The organism is Pseudomonas rhizoryzae, from assembly GCF_005250615.1.
GTDB lineage: Bacteria > Pseudomonadota > Gammaproteobacteria > Pseudomonadales > Pseudomonadaceae > Chryseomonas > Chryseomonas rhizoryzae.
This window is the reverse complement of sequence record NZ_SULM01000010.1, coordinates 126050-147521: the sequence shown is the minus strand read 5'-3', so window position 1 is coordinate 147521 and position 21472 is coordinate 126050. Positions and strand designations below refer to the sequence as shown.

The following is a 21472-nucleotide window of genomic DNA, read 5'->3' as shown; positions in this document are numbered from 1 at the left end:
GCCGAGCGAAGTTCAGGCGAGGCGTTTTTCAACGAAGCCCCACCGTTGCATAGGCATTTTTTGTACATAACCAGGATAGCGGCGTAGCGATACGTCAGGCTGCTTGATGGTCAACGCATGGAAACAGTGCCCATTTGTATCGGGCTCTGTAGGCCTGGATCGTCAGCCCGATCGGCATGCTCATTTACCGCTCTCAGACTCGCGCGCCCGTTTCGCCTTACCTGAACTCCGCTTAGGCGCTTTCATACGGAACCTAGGGTGGTGTTTCAGCAATTCGCGAAAGAATGGGCGAATGATTTTGAATCGGTTCTGCGCCCCAACGGCCAGGCACCGGACGAGTCATAGCAGGGCTGGAACGAGGAGTGGCCACCGAACAAACGGTCCGCCGCTGCGAACAAAAAGCGCCGCCAACAGGGTGTAGACAGCGTTTGCAACACCCCGCTAGCCAGGCCCACCGGCTAAGCCCTAGCTACGGTGGCGCCCTGCGTTCCCCCTCATGCACTCATGTCCGCAACGCTCAGTGCGACTCGGACTGAGCCGCCAGGTCTGCTCGGGCGTCCTTGGCCGCAGCGGCGATGCTGTGAGGGTGATGCTCGTCACAACAGTCTTCCTGCCAGCGGTAGCGACGCGTCAGGCGGCCAATGCCCGGGTTGAACGCATTGGTCGGATCGAGCTGGCGGTAGTGCTGCTCCAGCTCGGGCGCGGCATGGTAGAGGTGGCCGACGTTGTGCTCGGCCGGATAGCGCGCGCCTCGGGCATCCAGCAGAGCCAACAGGCGTTCCTTGAGCGCCGCGCAGTCGTACCCCTTCTTCACCAGGTATTCCTGGTGCAGTACATGGCAGAAGAAGTGCCCGCAGTACATGGTGACCTCGATCTGCTCGGTCAGCTCCGGCGGTAGGGTCTCGAACCAGTCCTGGGTATTGCGTGGCAGGGCGATGTCCAGTGCGAGGATGTCTTCGACGCGATCTCGATGCACCGCCCGGTAGCGATTCATGGCGTTGCCCACCGCGAAGCGATTGAGGAAGGCCGCGCTGCCCTCCGCCGCATCGCATTCGATGAAGTCCGCGTCGGCCGTGGGTAGCCACGACTGCAGGTAGGCCCGCGCTTCGTCGATGCCGTCTTCGCCCATCTTCAGCAGCAGATGATGCTCGAAGCGCGCGGCGAAGGCATTGAGCCGCGCGGGTAGATGCTCCGGCAAGGGCGCCGCCAGACGCTGCAGCAGCCGATCCCCGAGCTGCGGCCCCAGCCCCAGGCGCTCGGTGACCGCGTCGAAACGGCTCTTCCAGGCGAAGGCCTGGGGCACCCGTGGTGCACCGCAGCGCTGGATGAACAGGAACAGGTCCTTGCCGTAGGTGCGACTCAGCTCATAGGCGGTGCGATGCATGTATTCGCCAGCAATGGGCAAGGCAGCGAAGTTGACCAAGATGTGCCGGCGAATGGCTTCGAGATCGGCGGCCCGGTTGGAGCCGATGTAGAAGACCTGGGTATTGCGATCAGCGGGAAAGGTATCCAGGCGCAGGGCGAACACGGCGATCTTGCCGGCCGAACCCGAGGCTTCATACAGCCGCCGGGGATCGGCGTTGTAGCGCGAGGGGATGGCGGAGGTCACGTCGCGCACGTGCTGGGCATATTCGCGATCGGAGGCCATGGCACCTGCCGGATCGCGCACATCGCCGTCGTCGAAGCGACCGCCGTCGAGTCGGCCCAGGATCTCCTCGGGCGTGCTGCCCAGCTCGAGCCCCAGGTGGTTGACCAGTTGCAGTTGTCCGGCTTCGTCGATACGGGCGAACAGCGACAATTGGGTGAAGGCGGGCCCCCGGCGAATCAACGAACCGCCGGAATTGTTGCAGACGCCACCGGTGATGGAAGCGCCGATACAGGTGGAGCCGATCACCGAATGCGGCTCGCGACCCAAGGGCTGCAGGGTCGTCTCCAGTTGGCTCAGGGTCACGCCCGGCTGGGAGATGACCTGGCTACCCTGCCGCAGCAGGGTGAGTTGGGTGAGTCTGAGGGTGTTGATCAGCACCACCGGCCGGTCATAGCCCTCGGCCACCGGGGTGGAGCCACCGGTCAAGCCGGTATTGGCCGCCTGGCAGATGATGATGGTGCCCGCCCGATGGCAGCTTTGCAGCACCCGCCACATCTCCACCAGGCTGCCCGGCCTAACCACGGCGAGCACCGCCCCGCCGCCATAGCGGATACCCAGGCGAAACCGACGGGTCGCCGCGTCGCCCTGCAAGACATGGCGACGCCCGACGATTTCCTGCAACTCGCTGACCAGATCCATGATGCCCTCTTCGTACGACCAAAAGGCCGGGAGCTAGCCGCTGACGCTCCCGGTAAAGACTTCACTCAACGCTAGCCGCCCTCAGGACCCGGCTGGCATCGCGGTTCCCGCGACAGTCGGGCGGCGCGTCACCCACAGCATCAGGATCGCACAGACGAACAGGCAGCTCCCGAGCAGCATCAAGCCAACGTTCGCCGAACCGAACAGGGTCGTCAGCAGCCCCAGCAGATAGGGGCCGGCGAAACCGCCGAGGTTACCGAAGGAGTTGATGATGGCGATACCCGCTGCCGCTGCCGCCCCTTGTAGAAAGGCGCCGGGCAGTCCCCAGAACAGGGCGATGGCGCTCAGACTGCCACCCACGGCCAGCGCGACCCCGACGATCATGAGCAGCAGGTGCTGAGGATAGGCAGCACAGAGGATCAGACCGATGCCGGCCAATACCGACATCAGCGCCGCATAGGCCCGCTGGTTACCGGAATGCTGGGCCTGGCGCGTGACCCAGACCATGGTCACCGCGCCGAACACATAGGGAATGGCGGTGATCAGACCAACGTCCAGAATGGAGGCGACCCCGGCATTCTTGATGATGGTCGGCACCCAGAAGTTGATGCCGTAGTTGCCGATCATCAGCAGGACGTAGATCAAGGTCAGCATCCAGATGATGGGCAAGGCATAGAGGCGTTTGACCGATACGCTGACTTTTTCCGCGGCCTCCATGGCGAGGCGCCGGGTCAGCTCGGCCTTTTCCTGCTCACTCAACCACTTGGCACCGTTGATCCCATTATCCAACAGGCAGAGCACGATCACCCCGACCAGCACGGCCGGTACGGCTTCGATGACGAACATCCATTGCCAGCCCGCCAGCAGGGTGCTGCCGCCCATGAACTGCATGATGGCGCCGCTGAGCGGACCACCGAAGATGAAGGACACCGGATTGCCGAGGATGACGATGGCCATCATGCGGCTGTGCAGCGCCGAGGGAAACCAATAGGTCAGGTAGAGGATGACGCCGGGGAAGAAACCGGCCTCACAGATACCCAGCAGAAAGCGCAGGCCGTAGAAGGTCGTTTCGTTGCTGATGCCCAGTGCATGGGCGATGGGACCGGTGAAGGCCATCAGCGATGACACCAATCCCCAGGTGATCATGATGCGGGCGATCCACAGCTTGGCACCGACGCGATGCAGCATCAGATTGCTGGGTACTTCGAAGATGAAATAACCGATGAAGAAGATGCCGGCACCCAGGCCGTAGGCCGCGTCGGACATGCCGAGGTCGTTGAGCATGGCGAGCTTGGCGAAGCCGACGTTGACACGGTCGAGATAGGCAATGATGTAGCCCAGCAGCAGGAGGGGGATCACCCGCCAGGCGACTTTGCGATACAGCGGATCGAACTGCACCTTGGATACGGAAGTATCGAGGTTGGCCATGATGTTTCGCGTCCTTTATTCATTGTTGTGATTACAGCGCGAGGGGTTTGCACGGGAGCCGTACGCAGGCCAGACCCTGCCATCTTATAGGCGATTGGACAGGGGCCGCGAAAGGCTACGTACGGGGGCGCCCGTGGAGGTCGCCCCCTGCCCGGTCCTCAGAAAGAGGCCTGGAGTAGCTGGATGTAGTCCTCTGCCGTGGCTTCCCGGGGGTTGGTCTTGTGGCTGTGATCGGCCAGGGCACCGGCGACGATGCGTGACATGAGCTCTTGGCCGACGCCCATCTGCGCCAGCCCCGTCGGTAGACGCAGGGCCTCGGCCTTGTCCGCCAGGGCCTGCTCTACGGATAGGTGCGCGGGCAGTTGCATGGCCTGGGCGAGACGTTCGAGTTTTTCCTCGCGGATCACCGACTCCGCGCCCCGGTTGAAGCCGACCACGGCAGGCAGCAGCACGGCGTTGAGGGTGCCGTGGTGCAGACGCGGATCGATTCCGCCCAGCGAGTGACTGAGGCTGTGCACGCAGCCCAGGCCCTTCTGGAAGGCCAGCGCGCCCTGCAGCGAGGCGCTGAGCATCTGGGTGCGCGCCTCGATATTGCTCGGCTCGTTGAAGGCTAGCTCCAGGTTGCGCCAGGCACGCCGCAGACCGTCCAGCGCGATGCCCTCGGCCGGCGGATTGAAGCTGGGGGCGAGGAAGGTCTCGATGCAGTGTGCCACCGCATCCATGCCCGTGGCCGCCGTCAGGTGTGGTGGCAGGCTGAGCGTCAGCGTGGGATCACAGATCGCCACGCGCGGGATGACGTATGGCGAGAGTATACCCACCTTGCGGCCATCATCGAGAATGATGATGGCGCCGCGACCGACTTCGCTACCGGTGCCGGCGGTGGTGGGAATGGCCACGATGGGCACCGTGGCGGCGGTGATCCGGGCCAGGCCGCCCTCGATGAGCGCGAAGTCTTTCAAGGGGCCCGGATGGCGGGCGGACACCGCGATGGCCTTGGCCAGGTCGATGGGCGAGCCACCGCCGATGGCGATGATGCCGTCGCACTCGGCCGCGTGGTAGCAGGCTACGCCCTCACGGGTAGCGGCCTCGGTAGGGTTGGCCGGGGTGGCGTCGAATACCTGGTACGCCGACAGGGGATTCAGCTCCAGCAACTGCCCGATGAGGCCGGCAGCCACCACCCCGCGATCGGTGACGATCAGCGGGCGGCGGAAACCCAGGCGCTGGCAGACCTCACCCAACTCGGCCGCGCAGCCGACGCCGAAGCGGATTTCCGTTACATAGTTGATTATCGCCATGATCCGTCCTGTTATTCTTCAAATCGATAGACGGCGTGACTATAGCGACGCCCTGGGTGGGCAAATACTGAGAGGTTGCGATAGCGCTATAACTCGGCGGCAACTCAGTTGCAGCCAGGGTGCTCCACCTCTGCTCGGCTGCCTTGCCGACCACACGGCAGCGTCCCGGCGGAAGACTTTCAGGCGGTTGCCGATGTTGCTGTAGTAGTCGCCGACCCAACGTCCGGGAGTCCAGATGTCCGCAGCCAGCCTCACCCTCGCCGCCGCCCAGTCCACTTCGATCCCGGGCGATCTCGCCAGCAATCTACGCACCCACCTGGATTTCATCGCCGCGGCCGCCACGGCCGGGGTGGATCTGCTGCTGTTTCCCGAGTTGTCGCTGACGGGTTACGAGCCGAGCCTGGCGGCGGAGTTGGCGCTCGAACCCAGCGACCGCCGTCTGCTGCCGCTACGCGAGGCCTGCCGGGAGGCCGGACTGACCGCCGTGATCGGCGCGCCCATCCGCGGCGAGACGGGTCTGCAGATCGGCGCTCTGATTCTGGGCGCCGCTGGCAATTGCCAGGTACACACCAAGCAGTACCTGCACCCCGGCGAATCCCCCCCCTTTCGTGGCCGGCTCCGGCGGCGCCCTGCTGCAGCTGGGAGAGCTAAAAGGCGCGTTGGCCATCTGCGCCGACAGCAACAACCCCGTCCATGCCGAAGTCGCCCGTGCCCGCGGTGCCGACGTCTATCTGGTCTCGGCGGTGATCGGGCCGAGCGGCTATGCCGCCGACAGTGCCCAGTTGATCGGCTACGCCCGGCGCCTCGGCTTTCCGGTGCTGCTGGCTAACCATGGGGCGCCCACCGGTGGCTACGCCTGCGTGGGCCGCAGTGCCTTCTGGCTGGCCGATGGACGATGCCTGGAGGCAGCGCCCGGAACCGGTCAGCAATTGGTGATCGCCCGAAGGCACGGGGTGGACTGGCAGGGTGAAAGCCGATCGCTACAGTGCTGAACCATGGAAACAACCGCCTGGCCGAAAGCTGTCCACCGGGTCACCTCACGACCCGTTTCAGCTTTCGGTATCCCACCCTCTGCCGCGACTAAAGGTCACACGTCAGACGCCGATAAGGCCCTGGCATCCTCGCTTCAGTAGAGCCCACAGGATGCTTCTCGTAGCGCGAAAGACGCTGTCATCGCAGGAGCGACACCATGGCCTTGAACACCATTAAAACCCGCTACACCCTGATTTTCCTAGGCTTCATCGGCGCTACCCTCTTGGCTACCATCATCGGCATCCGCCTGTGGGTAACGCCAGAGCTGGTCGCCGCCGGCGAAGCCGCCGTGCTCACCCGGGTCAACGAGGTGGGCACCCGCATCTATCGCGAACTCAACCAGATCCAGGCGCAGCAACGCGCCATCACCCAGACCGTGCCCCTGCTGGACAGCGCCGCCATCGACAAGGTGCTGCCCGGCCTGGTGGACCAGTACGGCGACGCCAAGGTGTTCGGCGGCGGCATCTGGCCGCTGCCGAACCAGCGCGAACCGGGCCGCGACAAATTCAGTACCTTCTACCACCGCGATGCCAGCGGCAAATTGATCGTCAATACCCACTGGAATTCACCCGAATCGCTCAACTACTGGGAGCAACCCTGGTTCCAGGCCGGCCTCAAGGCGCCTGCCGGCCAGTGCGTCTGGGCCGCCGCCTACAAGGATGCCGCCAGCGCTCAGCCGCGTACCAACTGTGCCATGGCCATCCAGCGCGATGGCAAGGCCTACGGCGTATCTACCATCGATCTCACCCTGGGCTTCTTCAATCCGCTGGTGGATGAGTTGCGCAAGGAACTCGATGGCACCGACATGATGATCGTCGAGGGCGATGGCAAGATCCTCAGCAACCTGTCGGAGCTGGGCGATTCGCAGGTGCTGAACAATGTCTCGGCCTATGCCGACCGCTCGCCTTTCGTCGCCGCCATTCAGCGCAACCTAGGCAAGGTGCAGGGCAGCGCCGTGCTCCGCGACACCTACACCGACGAGCACGGCACCCCGCACACCTTCTTCCTGCGCCCGCTGGCCGGCACGCCCTGGCTGCTGGCCACGGCGCTGCCCACCGCGTTGATCGAGGCCACCAACACCACCATCCTCAAGACCCTGGCGACGATCCAGTTGCCGCTGGTGCTGCTGCTGGTCATCATCATGGTGCTCGCCCTCGGCAAGCTGATGGGCCGTCTGGGCCTGCTGCAGCGCAATATCGAATCGCTCTCCGCCGGCGACGCCGACCTGACCCGCCGCGTGCCGGTACAGGGCAAGGACGAGGTGGATGCCGTGGCCGGCGCGGTCAATGGCTTCATCGCCTACCTGCAGCGCCTGATCGGCGAGGTGAGCGACGCCACCGGCCGCATCGGCAGTGGCATCGAGCAGTTGCACGGCCAGGCCCAGCAGAACAGTGCCATCCTCGCTCGACACGCCAGCGAGACCGACCAGGCGGTGACAGCCATCACCGAGATGAGCGCCACCTCCGAATCCGTGGCGCGCAGCGCCGGTGACACCGCCAGCCTCACCCAGGCCGCCAATGGCCAGGCCGAGCGTTCCCGCGCGGTGGTCCAGCAGGCCTCGGCCAGCGTGCTGGCGCTGGTCGACCAGGTGGCGGATGCCACCCTCAAGGTGCAGGCCATGCAGAGCGATGCCCAGCGCATCAACGACGTGCTCGGCGTGATCGGCGAGATCGCCGGTCAGACCAACCTGCTGGCGCTCAACGCAGCCATCGAGGCGGCCCGCGCCGGCGAGCAGGGGCGAGGCTTCGCCGTGGTGGCCGACGAGGTGCGCGCCCTGGCCGGCCGTACCCAGCAGAGCACCGCCGAGATCAACGAGATGCTCGGCCGCCTGCAGCAGGGAGTGAGTTCCGCCGTGACGGCCATGGAAACGACCAAGGCCAGTTGTGAGAGCACCGCCGAACGAACCCGCGAGGTCACCCAGGGCCTGGACGAAATGAGCGGCTCGGTGGTGCGCATCAGTGATCTTTCAACCCAGATCGCCGCGGCGGCCGAGCAACAGAGCGTGGTGGCCGGTGAGATCAACCAGAACATGGTCGCCGTGCGCCATATCGTCGACGACCTGGTGACCAGTGGCCAGCGCACCGCGGAGAGCACCGCCGCGGTCCAGTCGTCCAACGAACAACTGATCGCCGTGGTGCGGCGTTTCCGGGTGAAGTGACGCCCCCTCGGCGACACGCAAAAGCCGGGCACTTCGCCCGGCTTTTGCGTTTTCAGCCCACCAGATGCAGGAAATGCATGTGCCTTTCGTACTGGTCGAGGATGTCGCCGATGACATCTTCACGCGACCAGCCCATGACGTCATGATCCTGGCCGCCCTCGCGCAGGTGTACCTGGGCGCGGAAGTACTTGCGCTCCTCTCCCGGCTCGCTGCCCATCACGAAGCTGGGCATGGCGTAGGCATGGGGGCGTACCTCGTAGACGAACTCCGGCTGCTCGGCCGGCCCGACGTGCAACCGCACGCCGCCGTCGTCGCTGTCCTCGACGGCGCAGCTGTACCCCTGCTTGCGCCACTCCTCGGCTACGGCCAGACACGCGGGTTTGGCCACCTCGGCGATGAAGCGCACCACGTGGCTGCGCCGCGGGAACATGGCCAGGCCGCGCAGCCGGCGCTGCCAGCCTCCTGGCGACCTCATGGTCGGCGGCGAGACGTTCAGCGCCTGATGGCGCAGGCCGCGCTTGGTGGCATCCAGTTTGAGCGCCTTGAGCAGGCCACGCATGCTGAACAGCAGGGCAATGGTGAACGGTAGGGCACTGGCAATGGTGGCGGTCTGCAGCGCCTTGAGACCGCCGGCCAGGAGCAGCGCGATGGCGACCAGCCCCATGCTGGAGGCCCAGAACACCCGTTGCCAGACCGGCGTCCGGTCCTGGCCACCGGAGGCCAGCATGTCCACCACCATGGCGCCGGAATCGGCGGAGGTGACGAAGAACACCACCACCATGACGATGGCCACCAGCGATATCACGCTGTGCAGCGGGAAGTGCTCGAGGAAGGCGAACAGTGCCAGGGAGCTGTCCTTGTTCACCGCGGCGGCGAGATCGGTGAGGCCGTCGGTGAGGATCATGTGGATCGCCGTGTTGCCGAACACCGTCATCCACAGCAGGGTGAAACCGGCCGGCACCAGCAGCACGCCGGAGACGAATTCACGGATGGTCCGACCGCGCGAGATGCGCGCGATGAACAGCCCGACGAAGGGCGACCAGGCCAGCCACCAGCCCCAGTAGAACAGCGTCCAGCCGCCGATCCAGTCGGTGGGCTGGTAGGCGTTGAGGTTGAGGGTGCGGCTGACGATCTCGCTGAGGTAGCCGCCGGTGTTCTGCACGAAGGTCTGCAGGATCAGCACGGTCGGGCCGAGCACGATGACCGAGACCATCAACAGCAGTGCCAGGCCCAGGTTCAGCTCGGACAGCCGGCGGACGCCCTTGTCCAGGCCGGTCGCCACCGAGAGCGTGGCCAGGGCGGTGGTGGCGATGATCAGCACGATCTGCACCGGGACCGAGATGGGCACCCCGAACAGCGCATTGAGACCGGTGTTGATCTGAGCCACGCCGAATCCCAGGGAGGTCGCGACACCCAGCACGGTGCCGATGATGGCGAAGATGTCCACGGCATGACCGATGGGGCCGTGGATGCGCTCGCCGATCAGCGGATAGAGCGCCGATCTCAGGGTGAGCGGCAGGCCGTGTCGATAACTGAAGTACGCCAGGATCAGCGCCACAATGGCGTAGATGGCCCAGGCGTGCAGGCCCCAATGGAAGAAGGTGATCTTCATCGCCTCGCGGGCCGCCTCGACGCTACCGCCGGTCCCTACCGGCGGCGAGAGGAAGTGCATCACCGGCTCGGCGACGCCGAAGAACATCAGGCCGATGCCCATGCCCGCCGAGAACAGCATGGCGAACCAGGTGGTGCTGCTGTAGTCGGGCTCGCTGTGGTCGGGGCCGAGCTTGATGTCGCCGTAGCGGCTGACGCCCAAGAACACCACGGTGCCGAGGATGATGGCCACCGCGAGGATGTAGAACCAGCTGAGATTACCGATGATCCACGCCTGGATCGCGGCGAACACCCCCTGAGCGCTGGCCTGGAACACACTGGCGTAGAGCACCAGGACCAGCAGGATGCCGGTGGAGGTCCAGAACACGGGGGGACTGAAGGTATGACGAGCGGCGGATTCTCCTTGGCCGTTCATGGAATGAGCTCCTGTTCATGAAGTGCGCACAGGTTGACTACCCTCGCCGCCGATCGTTTCGCCAGCGAGACGGCTGGCAGACCAGGCGTGGCTTCAGGAACGCCCTTCGTCGGCTCGGCGCTCAGGGCGCGACTCGCCGCCCAGGCCAGGCGTACCGGGCGCTGCGGCCAGCCCGTTGAACCAGCGCGCGGGCGCTATGCCGAAGGCCTGGCGGAAATGTCTGGTCATATGACTCTGGTCGTAAAAACCCGCCTCCACCGCGGCCTGGGCCAGCCCGACGCCCAGACGCACCTGCAGGCGCACCCGATCCAGGCGGCGCAGAGTCTGATAGCGGTGCGGACTGGTGCCGAAGTAGGCGCGGAAATCCCGGCTCAGACTCCAGCGGTCGCGACCGGCGCAGCGCGCCAGGTCATCTAGGGTGACGGCCTGGTCGAGATTGTCCTCCAGGTATTCGCGGGCGCGCAGGGCGGCGCCGAAGTCGACCCGGCCGCGACTGGGCCAGGGCTGGCAGACCTCGGCCAGGGTGGCGACCAGGCCATAGAGCGCATCGTCACGCCGCAGGGCATCGGGATGTTCGTCGAGGGCGGCGAACACTGCATCGGTGGCCCGTGCCAGGCGCGGGTCGTGGGACGTGCTCTCGCGGTGGAAGGGCAAGGGCCGGCCGCCGAGGATGTCCTGCACCAGCGCCGGCGGCAGATAGAGCATGCGGTAGCGAAAGCCATCGGCGGCGCCGGCGCGGCCGTCGTGGACCTCGTCCGGATGCAGGATCATGGTCTCGCCCGGCAGGCTGTTGGTCTTGGCGCCGCGATAGGAAAAACTCTGCACCCCGGCCAGGGTGCGGCCGATGGCATAGGTGGCGTGGCGATGCGGATCGAAGGCGTGGCCACCGAAGAAGGCCTCGATGGACTCCAGTTCGGCAAAGGCCGGGGCATGGCGCACCCAGTCCGTGGCGCCGGGCAGCTCGATCATGGTGCTCATGGCGTCTCCCTCCAGGCACCTAGCCTAGCAGACCGCGCCAGGCATCGTGGAACAGCAGCAGGGCGCAGCCGACCAGGCTCAAGCCCAGCAGCCGATTCACCCAGCGCAGCCCGCGTCCACGGACCAGATAGCGCCCGAGTCCGGCGCCGAGCAAGGCGTAGCTGGCCGGCGCGCCACAGGCCGCCGCGGCCAGCGGCAACGAGCAGAGGGCGATCTTCATCCCGGTTACCTGGGCCGCTGGGAACATCACCGTGGCGATGGGTAGCACGGCCAGCCAGCCCTTGGGGTTGAGGCCCTGGATCAGCAAGCCACGGGCGAAGGTCAGCCGTGCCTGCGTGGCGCCCTCTTCGTTCGCCGTCGGCGGTGCGGCAGTGGCGATGCGATAGCCCAGGTACAGACTGTAGCCGCCGCCGAGCAGCGCCAGCCAGGGTAGCCACTTCCCCGAGACGATGGCCGCACCGGCATACCCCAGCGCCAGGAACATCAGCAGCATGGCGCAGCCCACTCCCACATAGAAACCTGAGGCTCGCCGGGCCTGGCCACGCAGGCCGGCATCGAGGCCCAGGGCGTTGACCGGACCGGGGCTGTACATGACGCTCAAGGCATAGAGAAAGATTTCCACGGGGCACCTACCAGCAGTCGAAAGAGAGGCCCAGGCTAGCCAGGGGCCCCGGCCCTGGCTTGTACGTTCGTGGCTGAGTTCAGCCCGCACGGCACGCCCCGCTCTGCGCCGCGAACTCCGCCGGGGTGTGGCACTCTATCCAGGCCAAGGCCTGGAAGAGAAAACCCATGTTCGGATCGCTGCGCAGTCGTCTGCTGGCCGTGTTGCTGTTGCTCGGCGGCATGGCCATTGGCGTCGGCTGGTTGATGATCCTGCTCTTGCGCCAGTCGGAAACCGCCCTGCTCGGCCAGGCCACCGCGGAAGCCGAACAGGCCTGCCAGACCATCGCCGGGAGCTACCGTTTCTACAGCAACGGCTGGTCCGGCCCCAGCGCCGGCCTGGCCGATCCGACGCTGCGCCAGGGGCTCACCGGCGTGGCCAGCGTCGGCCTGCTGCGCTATCGCGGCATGGCCGGCGGGCTCTGGCAGGAACAGGCCGGCCTGCTGGCCGACGCCAGTCCCTTCAGCCTGACCGCCACCGAGCGCCAGCACCTGGCCGAGCTCGCCGCCACCAGCCTGGCCGAGGCGCGCAGCCTGAGCGAATCCTTCAGCGTCGACGGCTCCACCATCCTGGTCGCCGCCTGCCCGCTGTCCGGCCCCATTCCCGATCTCGCCGCCTGGACTCTGACCCGCCTCACCTTCGCCGACAGCCGTGGCCAGCGCCAACTGCAACTGGGCCTGGGTCTGTTGCTGCTGGCCATGCTCGCCACCACCCTGCTGCTCGGCCGCCTCACCTGGCAGTGGTCGCGCCATGTCGCCCGGGTCGAGCGGGATCTCGGCGCCACGGCCAGCCAGGACCTGCCCACCCTCGCCCTGACCGGCGAACGCGAACTGGACCGGGTGCTGGCGGCGCTCAACCAGGCCGGCCAGCGCCTGGCCCAGGCCCGCGGCGAGGCCCAGCGCCTGACCACCCAGGTGCATGCCAGCGAACGCCTGGCGGCCCTTGGCCGGGTCGCCGCCGGAGTCGCCCACGAGATCCGCAATCCCCTGGCTGCCATGCGCCTCAAGGCCGAGAACGCCCTGGCCGGCGATGGCGGGCGCCAGCAGCGCGCCCTGGACGCCATCCTGCTGCAGATCACCCGCCTGGACGCCCTGTTGCGGCGGCTGCTCGACCTCACCCAGCCGCCCCAGTTGCAACCGACCACGGTCGATCTCACCGCCTTCTGTCGCGAGGTGCTGAGCGGCCATGAAGACCAGGCCCAGGCGCGCGACATCCGCTTGACCGCCCAGGTCGCTGTGGAGCAGGGACGCTTCGACCGCGACGCCCTGGGCCGCGCCCTGGACAACCTGCTGCTCAACGCCCTCCAGGCCGCGCCGATGGGCAGCGACATCCGCCTCGACGTCACCCGGCGTGGCGACTGGCTGGTGCTGGCCGTGGAAGACGACGGCCAGGGCCCGCCCGCCGAGTTGCGCGGCCAGCTCTTCGAACCCTTCGTCACCGGCCGCCCCGAAGGCACCGGCCTGGGCCTGGCCCTGGTCCGCGAAACCGCCCGCGCCCACGGCGGCGAGGCGCGCCTGGCCGAACAACCTGCTCCCACCCGCTTCGAGATCCTGCTGCCATGCCTACCCTGCTGATCATCGACGACGACGCCGGCCTGCGCGACGCCCTGGCGGAAACCGCGGCGGACCAGGGTTATCGCGTGCTGCAAGCGGATCAGGGCGAAGCCGGCTTGGCCCTGCTGCAACGGGAGACGGTGGACGCCGTGCTGCTCGATCTGCGCATGCCGGGCCTGGACGGGCTGGAGGTGCTGGCGCGCATCCGCGCTCTCCCCGACTCGCCACCCGTCACGGTACTCACCGCCTTCGCCAGCGCCGGCAACACCATCGAGGCCATGCGCCTGGGCGCCTTCGACCATCTGACCAAGCCCATCGGCCGCGACGAACTGATCCGGGTACTGGCCGGCATGACCGTCCAGCGCGGCCCGGCCAGCGCCCCCGCGGCGACGGCGGACGGCCACACCCTGGTGGGCGGCAGCGATGCCCTGCGCCAGGTGCAGAAGACCATCGGCCGCCTGGTAGACAGCGAGGCCACGGTGCTGGTCACCGGCGAGACCGGCACCGGCAAGGAACTGGTGGCCCGTGCCATCCACGAACACGGCAAGCGCAGCGGCGCGCCCTTCGTGGCGGTCAACTGCGCGGCCATCCCGCCGGATCTGCTGGAGAGCGAACTCTTCGGCCATGTGCGCGGCGCCTTCAGCGGGGCGACCGCCAATCGCCTCGGTGCCTTCCGCGAAGCCCAGGGCGGCACCCTCTTTCTCGACGAGATCGGCGACATGCCGCTGCCCATGCAGGCCAAGATCCTGCGCGCCCTGCAGGAACGCGAGGTGACCCCGGTGGGCGGCGCGCCGGTGCGGCTGGACGTGCGCCTGGTGGCCGCCACCCACCGCGACCTGGCCCAGCGCGTCGCCAGCGGCGACTTCCGCGAAGACCTCTTCTATCGCCTGCACGTGGTCCCCATCCACCTGCCGGCCCTGCGCGAACGCCGTGCCGACATCCTGCCGCTGGCCGAGCATTTCCTCGCCCCCAGCGGCCGGGTGCTGGCCGACGATGCCGCGGCCCTGCTCTTGCGCCACCCCTGGCCCGGCAACGTGCGCGAGCTGCGCAACGCCATGCAGCGCGCCGCAACGCTGGCCCAGGGCGAACGCATCGTCGCCGCCGACCTGGCCTTTCTCCAGGCCGACGCCCCGGACGCCTTGGTCATCGACGCCAGTTGGCCCGAGGAAACCCTGGCGGAGGCCACCGCGCGCCTGGAGCGGCTGCTGATCGAACGGGCCCTGCAACGCAGCGGCGGCAATCGTGCCGAGGCGGCCCGGCGCCTGGGCATCCATCGCCAGTTGCTCTACACCAAGCTGAGTCGGTTGGGCCTGGGTGTCGGCGAAGACGACAGTCCTGGCTAGGCTGTCCGCTTTGCCGACAGGGGTGTCCGCGAGCCGGACGCAATGGGTGGCCAAGGCTGTCTGAAAATATCCTAAACCATTGTTTTTTATATAAATAAAAAGTTGGCACAGGCCCTGCAATCTCCTGATCGTCAACCACCGCAGGAGTCATCCATGCCTACCAAGACCCAAACCTTCGTGATCGGGACCTTCGCTCTGCTGTCCGTCAGCGGCCTCGTCCTGGCACAAACCGCACCCGCCGGCAGCGCGGCCACCACCACCGCCGCCAGCGCCCAGATTCCCACCCAACAGGGCCAGCTCAAGCAATTCCTGATCAATCCCCGAGGCGACATCGACGGCCTGATCCTGGCCGACGGCACCGAGGTCAACACCCCGCCGCACCTGTCCGAGCAACTGGCCGCCACCTTCAAGCCCGGCGATAACATCAACGTCGCCGGCCTGCGCGCCGCCAGCCTGCCGCTGGTCCAGGCGGTCTCCCTGACCAACGTCCAGACCGGCAAGACCGTCACCGACCAGGGGCCCGAGCGCACCGGCAAGCCGCGTCCGCCGCCGCCCGCGCCTGGCGTCGAGCGCGATGGCGACAGCCTCCAGGGCCAGATCGTCCAGTTGCTGCACGGCCCGCGTGGCGACGTGAACGGCGCCCTGCTGCAGGACGGCACCGCCCTGCGCATGCCGCCCCACGAGGCGGTGCGCCTGGAGGCGCTGCTCAAGCCTGGCGCCAGCGTGGCCGCCCGTGGTGAGCTGGTGGCCAACGCCCAGGGGCGGGCCTTCCGGGTCAGCGCCCTCGGCGCCGATGCCAGTTCGCTGCAGACCCTGGATACCCCGCGGCCTCCGCGTGGTCCCGGCATGCTGCCGCCGCCCCCGCCCCCCGGCGCTCAGCCGGTCGCGCCGGGCCAGCAGCCGCCGGCACCGCCCGCCCCGCCGGCCGGTTGATCAGGCCAGCAGCCGCTGGGTCGCCATGGCGATCCGGCGGCAAGCCTCCTCCAGCACCTCACGCGAGGTGGCGTAGGAGACGCGGAAGTAAGGCGCCAGGCCGAATGCCGAGCCTGGCACCACCGCCACCCCGCCCTCGTCCATGAGGTAGCGGGCAAAGGTGGTATCGCTGTCGATCACTGCCCCACCCGGCGTCCGCCGACCCAGCACCCCCGCGCAATTGGCGTAGACATAGAAGGCCCCTTCGGGCCGCCGCGCCGACAGGCCCGGTACCGCGTTCAGTGCCTCCACCACCAGATCCCGCCGTTCACGGAACCGCTCGCAACGCTCGCGCACGATGGCCTGCGGGCCGTCCAGCGCCGCGATGGCCGCCGCCTGGCTCACCGAACAGGGGCAGGAAGTCACCTGGCTCTGCACACTGGCCATGGCCTGGATCAGCTCACGCGGTCCCCCGGCATAGCCCAGCCGCCAACCGGTCATGGCATAGGCCTTGGAAACGCCGTTGATGGTCAGGGTCCGCTCGCGCAGGCGCGGCTCCAGCGCCGCCGGGGTGACGAAGCGGAAGTCGTCGTAGAGGATGTGCTCGTACATGTCGTCCACCATCAGCCAGACCTGCGGATGGCGCAGCAAGACGTCCAGCAGCGGGCGATAGTGCTGCTCGCCATAGGCCGCGCCCGAGGGGTTGGACGGCGAGTTGAGCATCACCCAGCGCGTGCGCGGGGTGATGGCCGCCTCCAGCGCGTCGGCCGTGAGCCGAAAGCCGTCTTCCTCGCGGCAGGGCAACACCACCGGCGTGCCGCCGAGGATGGCGACGATGTCGGCGTAGGTCACCCAGAAGGGCGCCGGGATGATCACCTCGTCGCCCGCGTCCAGAGTCGCCATCATGGCATTGAAGATCACCTGCTTGGCACCCGCCGAGGCGGTCACCTCGTCCTGGGCGAACACCAGGTCGTTTTCCCGCGCGAACTTGCGGCGGATGGCCTCCTTGAGCGCCGGGCTGCCGTCGAGCGCCGTGTACTTGGTCTGGCCGTCGCGAATGGCCTGGATGGCCGCTTCCTTGATGTGCTCCGGGGTATCGAAATCCGGTTCGCCCGCGCCCAGCACCAGCAGATCGGCGCCCTGACGGCGCAGGGCATTGGCGCGCTCGGTGATCTTGAGGATCTCGGAAACGCCCACGGACGCGAGGCAGTGGGCGGTATGCAGGGTGGAAGCAGCGGCCATGACAGGGCTCCAGGCGATGAACACGAAGGCGCCGGATCTCTCCGGCAAGGATCGTCTCGCACTATCGAACCGCTGCCGTCCGCCTTCAAACGCTATAAAGGACTCACGTCATTCCACCGGGGCATGGTCTGGCGCCACGGTGGACGCTAGAGTGATGGCCATGTCGACTGCCCTCTCCCCACTCGCTGCCTACCGCCAGGCCCTGGCCCGTGGTGAGCGGCTGCTCGATGCCGCCCAGGACGCCGCCATACAGCGGCTGGAAGCCTGTCATGCCGCCCTGCTCGCCGGTCGCCCGGCCCGTGGCCTCTATCTCTGGGGCCCGGTCGGACGCGGCAAGACCTGGCTGCTGGACCTGTTCCACGCCAGCCTGCCGGTGCCCGCGCGCCGCCAGCACTTCCATCACTTCATGCGCTGGGTGCACCAGCGCCAGTTCCAGCTCAGCGGCACCCGCGATCCCCTGCAGGTGCTGGCGCGCGAACTGGCCGCCGAGGTACGGGTGCTGTGCTTCGACGAACTCTTCATCAGCGACATCGGCGACGCCATGCTGGTGGGCGGCCTGCTGCGCGCCCTGCTGGACCAGGGTCTGGTGCTGGTGGTCACCTCCAACCAGCCGCCGGAGCAGCTCTATGCCGGCGGCTTCAATCGCGAGCGCCTGCTGCCGGCGATTGCCGCGCTGCAAGCGCAGTTGGATGTACTTGAGGTGGACGGTGGCCAGGACCACCGCCTGCACCAGGGCGAGCCCGAACCCCGCTACTGGGTGGACGACCCCACCGCCCTCGCCGCGACCTTCACACGACTCACCGCAGGTGAATCCGTCACCCGCGACCCCCTGCTACTCGGCGGTCGCACCTTACCGGTGATCAGGCGGGCCCCCGGCGCGATCTGGCTGGACTTCGCTACCCTCTGCCAGGGCGCCTGGGCGACCCAGGACTACATCGACCTCTGCACCCGCTTCCCCGCGCTGCTGCTGGGTAGCGTGCCCTGCCTCTCCGGAGACCCGCGCGACGGTCGCATCGCCCGCGGCACCGAAGACGGCGTGGAGCGGGTGGTCGCCGGTGACCGCGAATTACCACGCCTGGCGCCCCAGGACGACGCGGTGCGTCGCTTCATCGCCCTGGTGGACGAAGCCTACGACCGCCGCCGCCCGCTCTACCTGGACGCCGCCGTGCCGCTGGACCAGCTCTATACCCGCGGCTGCCTGGACTTCCCCTTCCGCCGCACCCTGAGCCGGCTGCGGGAGATGCAGCAGGCGCGCTACTGAGGGTCACGCTTGCCGGAGCGCTTGAGCACATAGCGCGGCCGGCGCTTGGTCTCGATATAGATACGGCCGATGTATTCGCCCAGCACCCCGATGCCGATCAGCTGCACGCCGCCGAAGAAAAGGATGGCGGTCATCAGCGAGGGATAGCCGGGCACCGGGTTGCCGAACACCAACTTGCGGAACACCATGACCCCGGCGTAGGCCAGGGACAGCAGGGCGACGCCGCCACCGAGGTAGGTCCACAGCCGCAGCGGCACGGTACTGAAGGAGGTGAAGCCTTCCAAGGCCAGATTCCACAGCTTCCAGCCGTTGAACTTGCTGCTCCCGGCGCTGCGCGGCGCGCGTTCGTATTCCACGACCCGGGTATCGAAGCCGACCCAGGAGAGGATGCCCTTCATGAACAAATTGCGCTCGGGCAACTCCTTGATCGCATCCACGACCTCGCGACTCATCAGCCGGAAATCGCCAACGTTCTCTTCGATGGGCGTCTGGGCGATGCGGTTGTGCAGCCGATAGAATCCCTCGGCGGTCAGCCGCTTGAGCGGGCTGTCGCTGCGGCGGTCAACCCGTTTGGCCAGCACCACGTCGGCGCCCTGGCGCCACTGCTCCAGCAGCCGCGGGATGACGTCCAGCGGATCCTGCAGATCCACGTCCAGCGGCACCACCACCTCACCGCTGGCATGTTCGATACCGGCGAACAGTGCGGCTTCCTTGCCGAAGTTGCGCGACAGTTGCAGCACCACCACCCGCGGATCTTCCTGGCGCAGGCGCTCGAGCACCCGGGCACTGCCGTCGCGACTGCCATCGTCGACGAAGAGCAGCTCCAGATCGTGAGCGGCCAACTCCTCGTGAGCGCAGACCGCCTGATGGAAGAGCCCGATGGCCAGCTCTTCGTTGAACACGGGTACTACCAGGGACAGCTTCACGGCATCGCTCATTTGAACACCCACCAGGATGACAGCAGATAACTGCATACCGGAACCAGCGCCGTGGCCACCAGCAGCGCCGCGAGCGCCGGCAAGCCGCAGGCGAGCAGACCGGTTAACAGGAGGTTATTGAGGCCGAAGCCGCCCAGCGCCACCAGTAGGAAGCGCCAAGGCGAGCCGGCCCGGGCGAAGGTGACGTGCCGGTGCCCCAGATAGGAGACCCCGAAGGCGACCAGAAAGGCGCCCAGGTTGGCGCCATAGGCCGGCCAGCCCCACAGTCCCAGCAGCAGCGCGGCGACGGCCATGTGCACCAGGGTGGCAACCGCCCCGACCAGGGCGAATCGCAGGGGTCTGGCCGCGGACTTGGCCAGGGATCCGGAAGAAGACACGCTCGACCTCGGCGCAGCTCAAAGACCGGCGCACGTTAACTCGCACGCACCGAAACATCCTGTCGCATCCGTTGCAATTCCGTCATCTGGCGACGAACGGTCACACGCGCCATCGGGATCCCGCCCCCATCCCGGCGCCAGCCGCCAGGGACGTGGGGCCCGTGGTAAGGTGGGCCATCCCCTTTTCCACGAGGCCCGGCCATGACTCCGCGCATCGAACCCTTTTTCGACGCCACCACGTCCACCTTCACCTATGTGATCTACGAGGCGCCCGGCAGCCGTTGCGCCATCGTCGACTCGGTGCTGGACTACGATCCGCACTCGGGCCGGACCGCCACCCTGTCGGCGGATCGCGTCGCCCGCTTCGTCCGCGACCAGGGGCTGACGGTGGACTGGCTGCTGGAGACCCACGCCCACGCCGACCATCTCTCCGCTGCGCCCTATCTGCGCCGGCAACTGGGCGGGCGCATCGCCATCGGCGAAGGCATCCGCCGCGTCCAGGGCGCCTTCAAGGACGTCTTCAACCTGGAGCCGGAATTCCGCCTCGACGGCTCCCAGTTCGATCACCTGTTCCAGCCCGACGAGGTCTTCCACATCGGCAACCTCGCCGCCCGCGCCCTGCACGTGCCCGGCCATACCCCGGCGGACATGGCCTACCAGGTGGAGGAGGATCTCGTCTTCGTCGGTGACACCCTGTTCATGCCCGACGTCGGCTCGGCGCGCTGCGATTTCCCCGGCGGCAGCGCCCGCGATCTCTATCGCTCGATCCGTCGGCTGCTGGCCCTGCCGGAGGCCACGCGGCTCTACCTGTGCCACGACTATCCGCCCGCTGGCCGCGAAGCGCGCCACGAGACCACCGTGGGTGAAGAGCGCGCTCTCAATGTCCACGTCCGCGATGGCGTGGACGAAGACGCCTTCGTCGCCCTGCGCACCCGCCGCGACGCCACCCTGGCCATGCCGACGCTGATCCTGCCGGCGATCCAGGTGAACATCCGCGCCGGCACCCTGCCGCCGGCCGAGGCCAATGGGCGGCGCTACCTGAAGATTCCCATCGACGGCTTCTAATCCGACCGCCATCCGTCGTACAAGGCAAAGGCCACAGGACTTGGACGCAGCGACGCCGTTGCGTCCAAGTCCTCATAGCGCCCGGCACAGCCATGCGCCTTCCAACCCAGCGGCCAGGTTGGACAGCCATTCGAGCAAAGCTAGATACAGCCCTGGCAGTGGCCGAAGGCCAGCGACCGCCCATCCCATCGTCGGGAAACCTCGCCGCGCCTGCCCCTCAATACCAGGGCAGGCAATGAGTTCTGCACTACATTCCCACAAGAGGTAGAGCGACCATGACCACCAAGCATTCGAACTCCAATCCCGGCAACTTCGCCAACGACCGCGAAAAGGCCTCCGAGGCCGGGCGCAAAGGCGGCCAGAACAGTGGTGGCAATTTCGCCAACGATCGTGAGAAGGCGTCCGAAGCCGGTCGCAAGGGCGGCAGCCGCTAAGACACTGCCGTTACGGAGCCAGGTCTGAATGTCCCTGGCTCTCCTGAGACCACGAGCAAGAGGAACCCAAGATGAGCACCAATAATTCGAACCCTGGTAATTTTGCCAACGATCGCGAAAAGGCTTCGGAAGCCGGTAGCAAAGGCGGCCACAACAGCGGTGGCAACTTCGCCAACGATCCCGAGCGGGCTGCCGAGGCCGGCCGCAAGGGCGGTGAGAACAGTGGCGGTAATTTCGCCAACGACCCCGAGCGCGCCGCCGAAGCCGGGCGCAAAGGCGGCCAGAACAGCGGTGGCAACTTCGCCAACGACCCCGAGCGCGCCGCCGAAGCCGGGCGCAAGGGCGGTGAGAACAGCGGTGGCAACTTCGCCAATGACCGCGAGAAGGCCTCCGAGGCCGGGCGCAAGGGCGGTAGCCACTAGCGATCTGGCACTACCCCAGCGCTAACGAAGGGCAGGATCATCCTGCCCTTCTTGCGTTTG

General features: G+C 67.1%; 16 protein-coding genes and 3 pseudogenes. 10 read left to right on the top strand and 9 right to left on the bottom strand.

Translation table 11 applies throughout. From position 1 onward, the window contains the following. Window positions 1–517: 517 nt before the first annotated feature. The 3 genes from dld to FAZ11_RS17590 all read right to left on the bottom strand — a co-directional run bounded on the left by dld (window position 518) and on the right by FAZ11_RS17590 (window position 5010). Window positions 518–2287 (bottom strand): D-lactate dehydrogenase, encoded by a 1770-nt coding sequence (dld, locus tag FAZ11_RS17600; RefSeq protein ID WP_058772597.1) that lies wholly within the window; start codon window positions 2285–2287, stop codon window positions 518–520. A gap of 81 nt (window positions 2288–2368) precedes the next feature. Then, on the bottom strand, window positions 2369–3715 hold the full coding sequence (locus tag FAZ11_RS17595) for an MFS transporter (RefSeq protein WP_058772598.1): 1347 nt from the start codon (window positions 3713–3715) through the stop codon (window positions 2369–2371). Window positions 3716–3873: 158 nt separating this feature from the next. Further along, complete coding sequence (locus FAZ11_RS17590; protein WP_058772599.1) at window positions 3874–5010, bottom strand: iron-containing alcohol dehydrogenase; 1137 nt, start codon at window positions 5008–5010, stop codon at window positions 3874–3876. A gap of 235 nt (window positions 5011–5245) precedes the next feature. On the opposite strand from FAZ11_RS17590, the pseudogene FAZ11_RS17585 reads away from it, so the two are divergent. The 3 genes and pseudogenes from FAZ11_RS17585 to FAZ11_RS25555 all read left to right on the top strand — a co-directional run bounded on the left by FAZ11_RS17585 (window position 5246) and on the right by FAZ11_RS25555 (window position 8200). Then, window positions 5246–6002, top strand: a pseudogene (locus tag FAZ11_RS17585) (carbon-nitrogen hydrolase family protein). A gap of 197 nt (window positions 6003–6199) precedes the next feature. After that, a pseudogene (locus tag FAZ11_RS25560) lies at window positions 6200–7339 on the top strand (cache domain-containing protein); the annotation flags it as partial. 153 nt (window positions 7340–7492) lie between these two features. Then, window positions 7493–8200 carry a methyl-accepting chemotaxis protein gene (locus FAZ11_RS25555; protein ID WP_421958178.1) on the top strand — a complete coding sequence of 236 codons (708 nt, stop codon included), beginning with the start codon at window positions 7493–7495 and terminating at the stop codon, window positions 8198–8200. A 52-nt stretch (window positions 8201–8252) separates the two neighbouring features. Here the strand turns inward: FAZ11_RS25555 and FAZ11_RS17575 are convergent, their stop codons facing one another. The 3 genes from FAZ11_RS17575 to FAZ11_RS17565 form a co-directional block, all read right to left on the bottom strand. After that, on the bottom strand, window positions 8253–10226 hold the full coding sequence (locus tag FAZ11_RS17575) for a BCCT family transporter (RefSeq protein WP_058772601.1): 1974 nt from the start codon (window positions 10224–10226) through the stop codon (window positions 8253–8255). Between the two features lie 93 nt (window positions 10227–10319). Next, window positions 10320–11195, bottom strand: coding sequence for an AraC family transcriptional regulator (locus FAZ11_RS17570; RefSeq protein WP_058772608.1), 876 nt, complete (start codon window positions 11193–11195; stop codon window positions 10320–10322). 28 nt (window positions 11196–11223) lie between these two features. Beyond that, a complete protein-coding gene (locus FAZ11_RS17565; RefSeq protein ID WP_058772602.1) occupies window positions 11224–11826 on the bottom strand; it encodes a LysE family translocator in 603 nt (200 codons plus the stop codon). A gap of 167 nt (window positions 11827–11993) precedes the next feature. Here FAZ11_RS17565 and FAZ11_RS17560 point away from each other — a divergent pair, with 167 nt between their 5' ends. From FAZ11_RS17560 to FAZ11_RS17550, 3 genes are all read left to right on the top strand, one after another. After that, window positions 11994–13439, top strand: a complete 1446-nt coding sequence (locus FAZ11_RS17560) for a sensor histidine kinase (protein ID WP_058772603.1) — start codon at window positions 11994–11996, stop codon at window positions 13437–13439. Further along, window positions 13424–14761 (top strand): sigma-54-dependent transcriptional regulator, encoded by a 1338-nt coding sequence (locus tag FAZ11_RS17555; protein ID WP_058772604.1) that lies wholly within the window; start codon window positions 13424–13426, stop codon window positions 14759–14761. Before FAZ11_RS17560 ends, FAZ11_RS17555 begins: the two co-directional genes overlap by 16 nt. A 153-nt stretch (window positions 14762–14914) precedes the next feature. After that, the gene (locus FAZ11_RS17550; protein WP_058787325.1) at window positions 14915–15694 is read left to right on the top strand and encodes a hypothetical protein; all 780 of its coding nucleotides are present in this window, start codon (window positions 14915–14917) and stop codon (window positions 15692–15694) included. On the opposite strand, the gene FAZ11_RS17545 is transcribed toward FAZ11_RS17550, so the two are convergent. Then, window positions 15695–16915 carry a pyridoxal phosphate-dependent aminotransferase gene (locus tag FAZ11_RS17545; protein ID WP_058772705.1) on the bottom strand — a complete coding sequence of 407 codons (1221 nt, stop codon included), beginning with the start codon at window positions 16913–16915 and terminating at the stop codon, window positions 15695–15697. A gap of 160 nt (window positions 16916–17075) precedes the next feature. On the opposite strand from FAZ11_RS17545, the gene zapE reads away from it, so the two are divergent. Beyond that, window positions 17076–18176 (top strand): cell division protein ZapE, encoded by a 1101-nt coding sequence (zapE, locus tag FAZ11_RS17540; protein WP_081319991.1) that lies wholly within the window; start codon window positions 17076–17078, stop codon window positions 18174–18176. Here the strand turns inward: zapE and FAZ11_RS17535 are convergent. Further along, complete coding sequence (locus FAZ11_RS17535; protein ID WP_058772707.1) at window positions 18170–19102, bottom strand: glycosyltransferase family 2 protein; 933 nt, start codon at window positions 19100–19102, stop codon at window positions 18170–18172. The genes zapE and FAZ11_RS17535 overlap by 7 nt on opposite strands. A gap of 8 nt (window positions 19103–19110) precedes the next feature. After that, window positions 19111–19491, bottom strand: coding sequence for a GtrA family protein (locus tag FAZ11_RS17530; RefSeq protein WP_081319990.1), 381 nt, complete (start codon window positions 19489–19491; stop codon window positions 19111–19113). A 201-nt stretch (window positions 19492–19692) separates the two neighbouring features. On the opposite strand from FAZ11_RS17530, the gene FAZ11_RS17525 reads away from it, so the two are divergent. From FAZ11_RS17525 to FAZ11_RS17515, 3 genes and pseudogenes are all read left to right on the top strand, one after another. Further along, window positions 19693–20556, top strand: a complete 864-nt coding sequence (locus FAZ11_RS17525; RefSeq protein ID WP_137279377.1) for an MBL fold metallo-hydrolase — start codon at window positions 19693–19695, stop codon at window positions 20554–20556. Window positions 20557–20858: 302 nt separating this feature from the next. After that, window positions 20859–20990 (top strand): annotated as a pseudogene (locus FAZ11_RS17520) (con-10 family general stress protein); the annotation flags it as partial. A 71-nt stretch (window positions 20991–21061) separates the two neighbouring features. Continuing rightward, entirely contained in the window at window positions 21062–21412 is a 351-nt protein-coding gene (locus FAZ11_RS17515; RefSeq protein ID WP_058762213.1) for a con-10 family general stress protein, read from the top strand. Window positions 21413–21472: the final 60 nt, after the last annotated feature.

What these genes read in the sequence shown, in the direction of transcription:
- FAZ11_RS17545 (WP_058772705.1), bottom strand. Translation starts at nt 16,915, where the DNA reads ATGGCCGCTGCTTCCACCCTGCATACCGCCCACTGCCTCGCGTCCGTG.
- FAZ11_RS17550 (WP_058787325.1), top strand. Translation starts at nt 14,915, where the DNA reads ATGCCTACCAAGACCCAAACCTTCGTGATCGGGACCTTCGCTCTGCTG.
- FAZ11_RS17525 (WP_137279377.1), top strand. Translation starts at nt 19,693, where the DNA reads ATGACTCCGCGCATCGAACCCTTTTTCGACGCCACCACGTCCACCTTC.
- zapE (WP_081319991.1), top strand. Translation starts at nt 17,076, where the DNA reads ATGTCGACTGCCCTCTCCCCACTCGCTGCCTACCGCCAGGCCCTGGCC.
- FAZ11_RS17595 (WP_058772598.1), bottom strand. Translation starts at nt 3,715, where the DNA reads ATGGCCAACCTCGATACTTCCGTATCCAAGGTGCAGTTCGATCCGCTG.
- FAZ11_RS17575 (WP_058772601.1), bottom strand. Translation starts at nt 10,226, where the DNA reads ATGAACGGCCAAGGAGAATCCGCCGCTCGTCATACCTTCAGTCCCCCC.
- FAZ11_RS17570 (WP_058772608.1), bottom strand. Translation starts at nt 11,195, where the DNA reads ATGATCGAGCTGCCCGGCGCCACGGACTGGGTGCGCCATGCCCCGGCC.
- FAZ11_RS17560 (WP_058772603.1), top strand. Translation starts at nt 11,994, where the DNA reads ATGTTCGGATCGCTGCGCAGTCGTCTGCTGGCCGTGTTGCTGTTGCTC.
- FAZ11_RS25555 (WP_421958178.1), top strand. Translation starts at nt 7,493, where the DNA reads ATGAGCGCCACCTCCGAATCCGTGGCGCGCAGCGCCGGTGACACCGCC.
- FAZ11_RS17590 (WP_058772599.1), bottom strand. Translation starts at nt 5,010, where the DNA reads ATGGCGATAATCAACTATGTAACGGAAATCCGCTTCGGCGTCGGCTGC.
- dld (WP_058772597.1), bottom strand. Translation starts at nt 2,287, where the DNA reads ATGGATCTGGTCAGCGAGTTGCAGGAAATCGTCGGGCGTCGCCATGTC.
- FAZ11_RS17515 (WP_058762213.1), top strand. Translation starts at nt 21,062, where the DNA reads ATGAGCACCAATAATTCGAACCCTGGTAATTTTGCCAACGATCGCGAA.
- FAZ11_RS17555 (WP_058772604.1), top strand. Translation starts at nt 13,424, where the DNA reads ATGCCTACCCTGCTGATCATCGACGACGACGCCGGCCTGCGCGACGCC.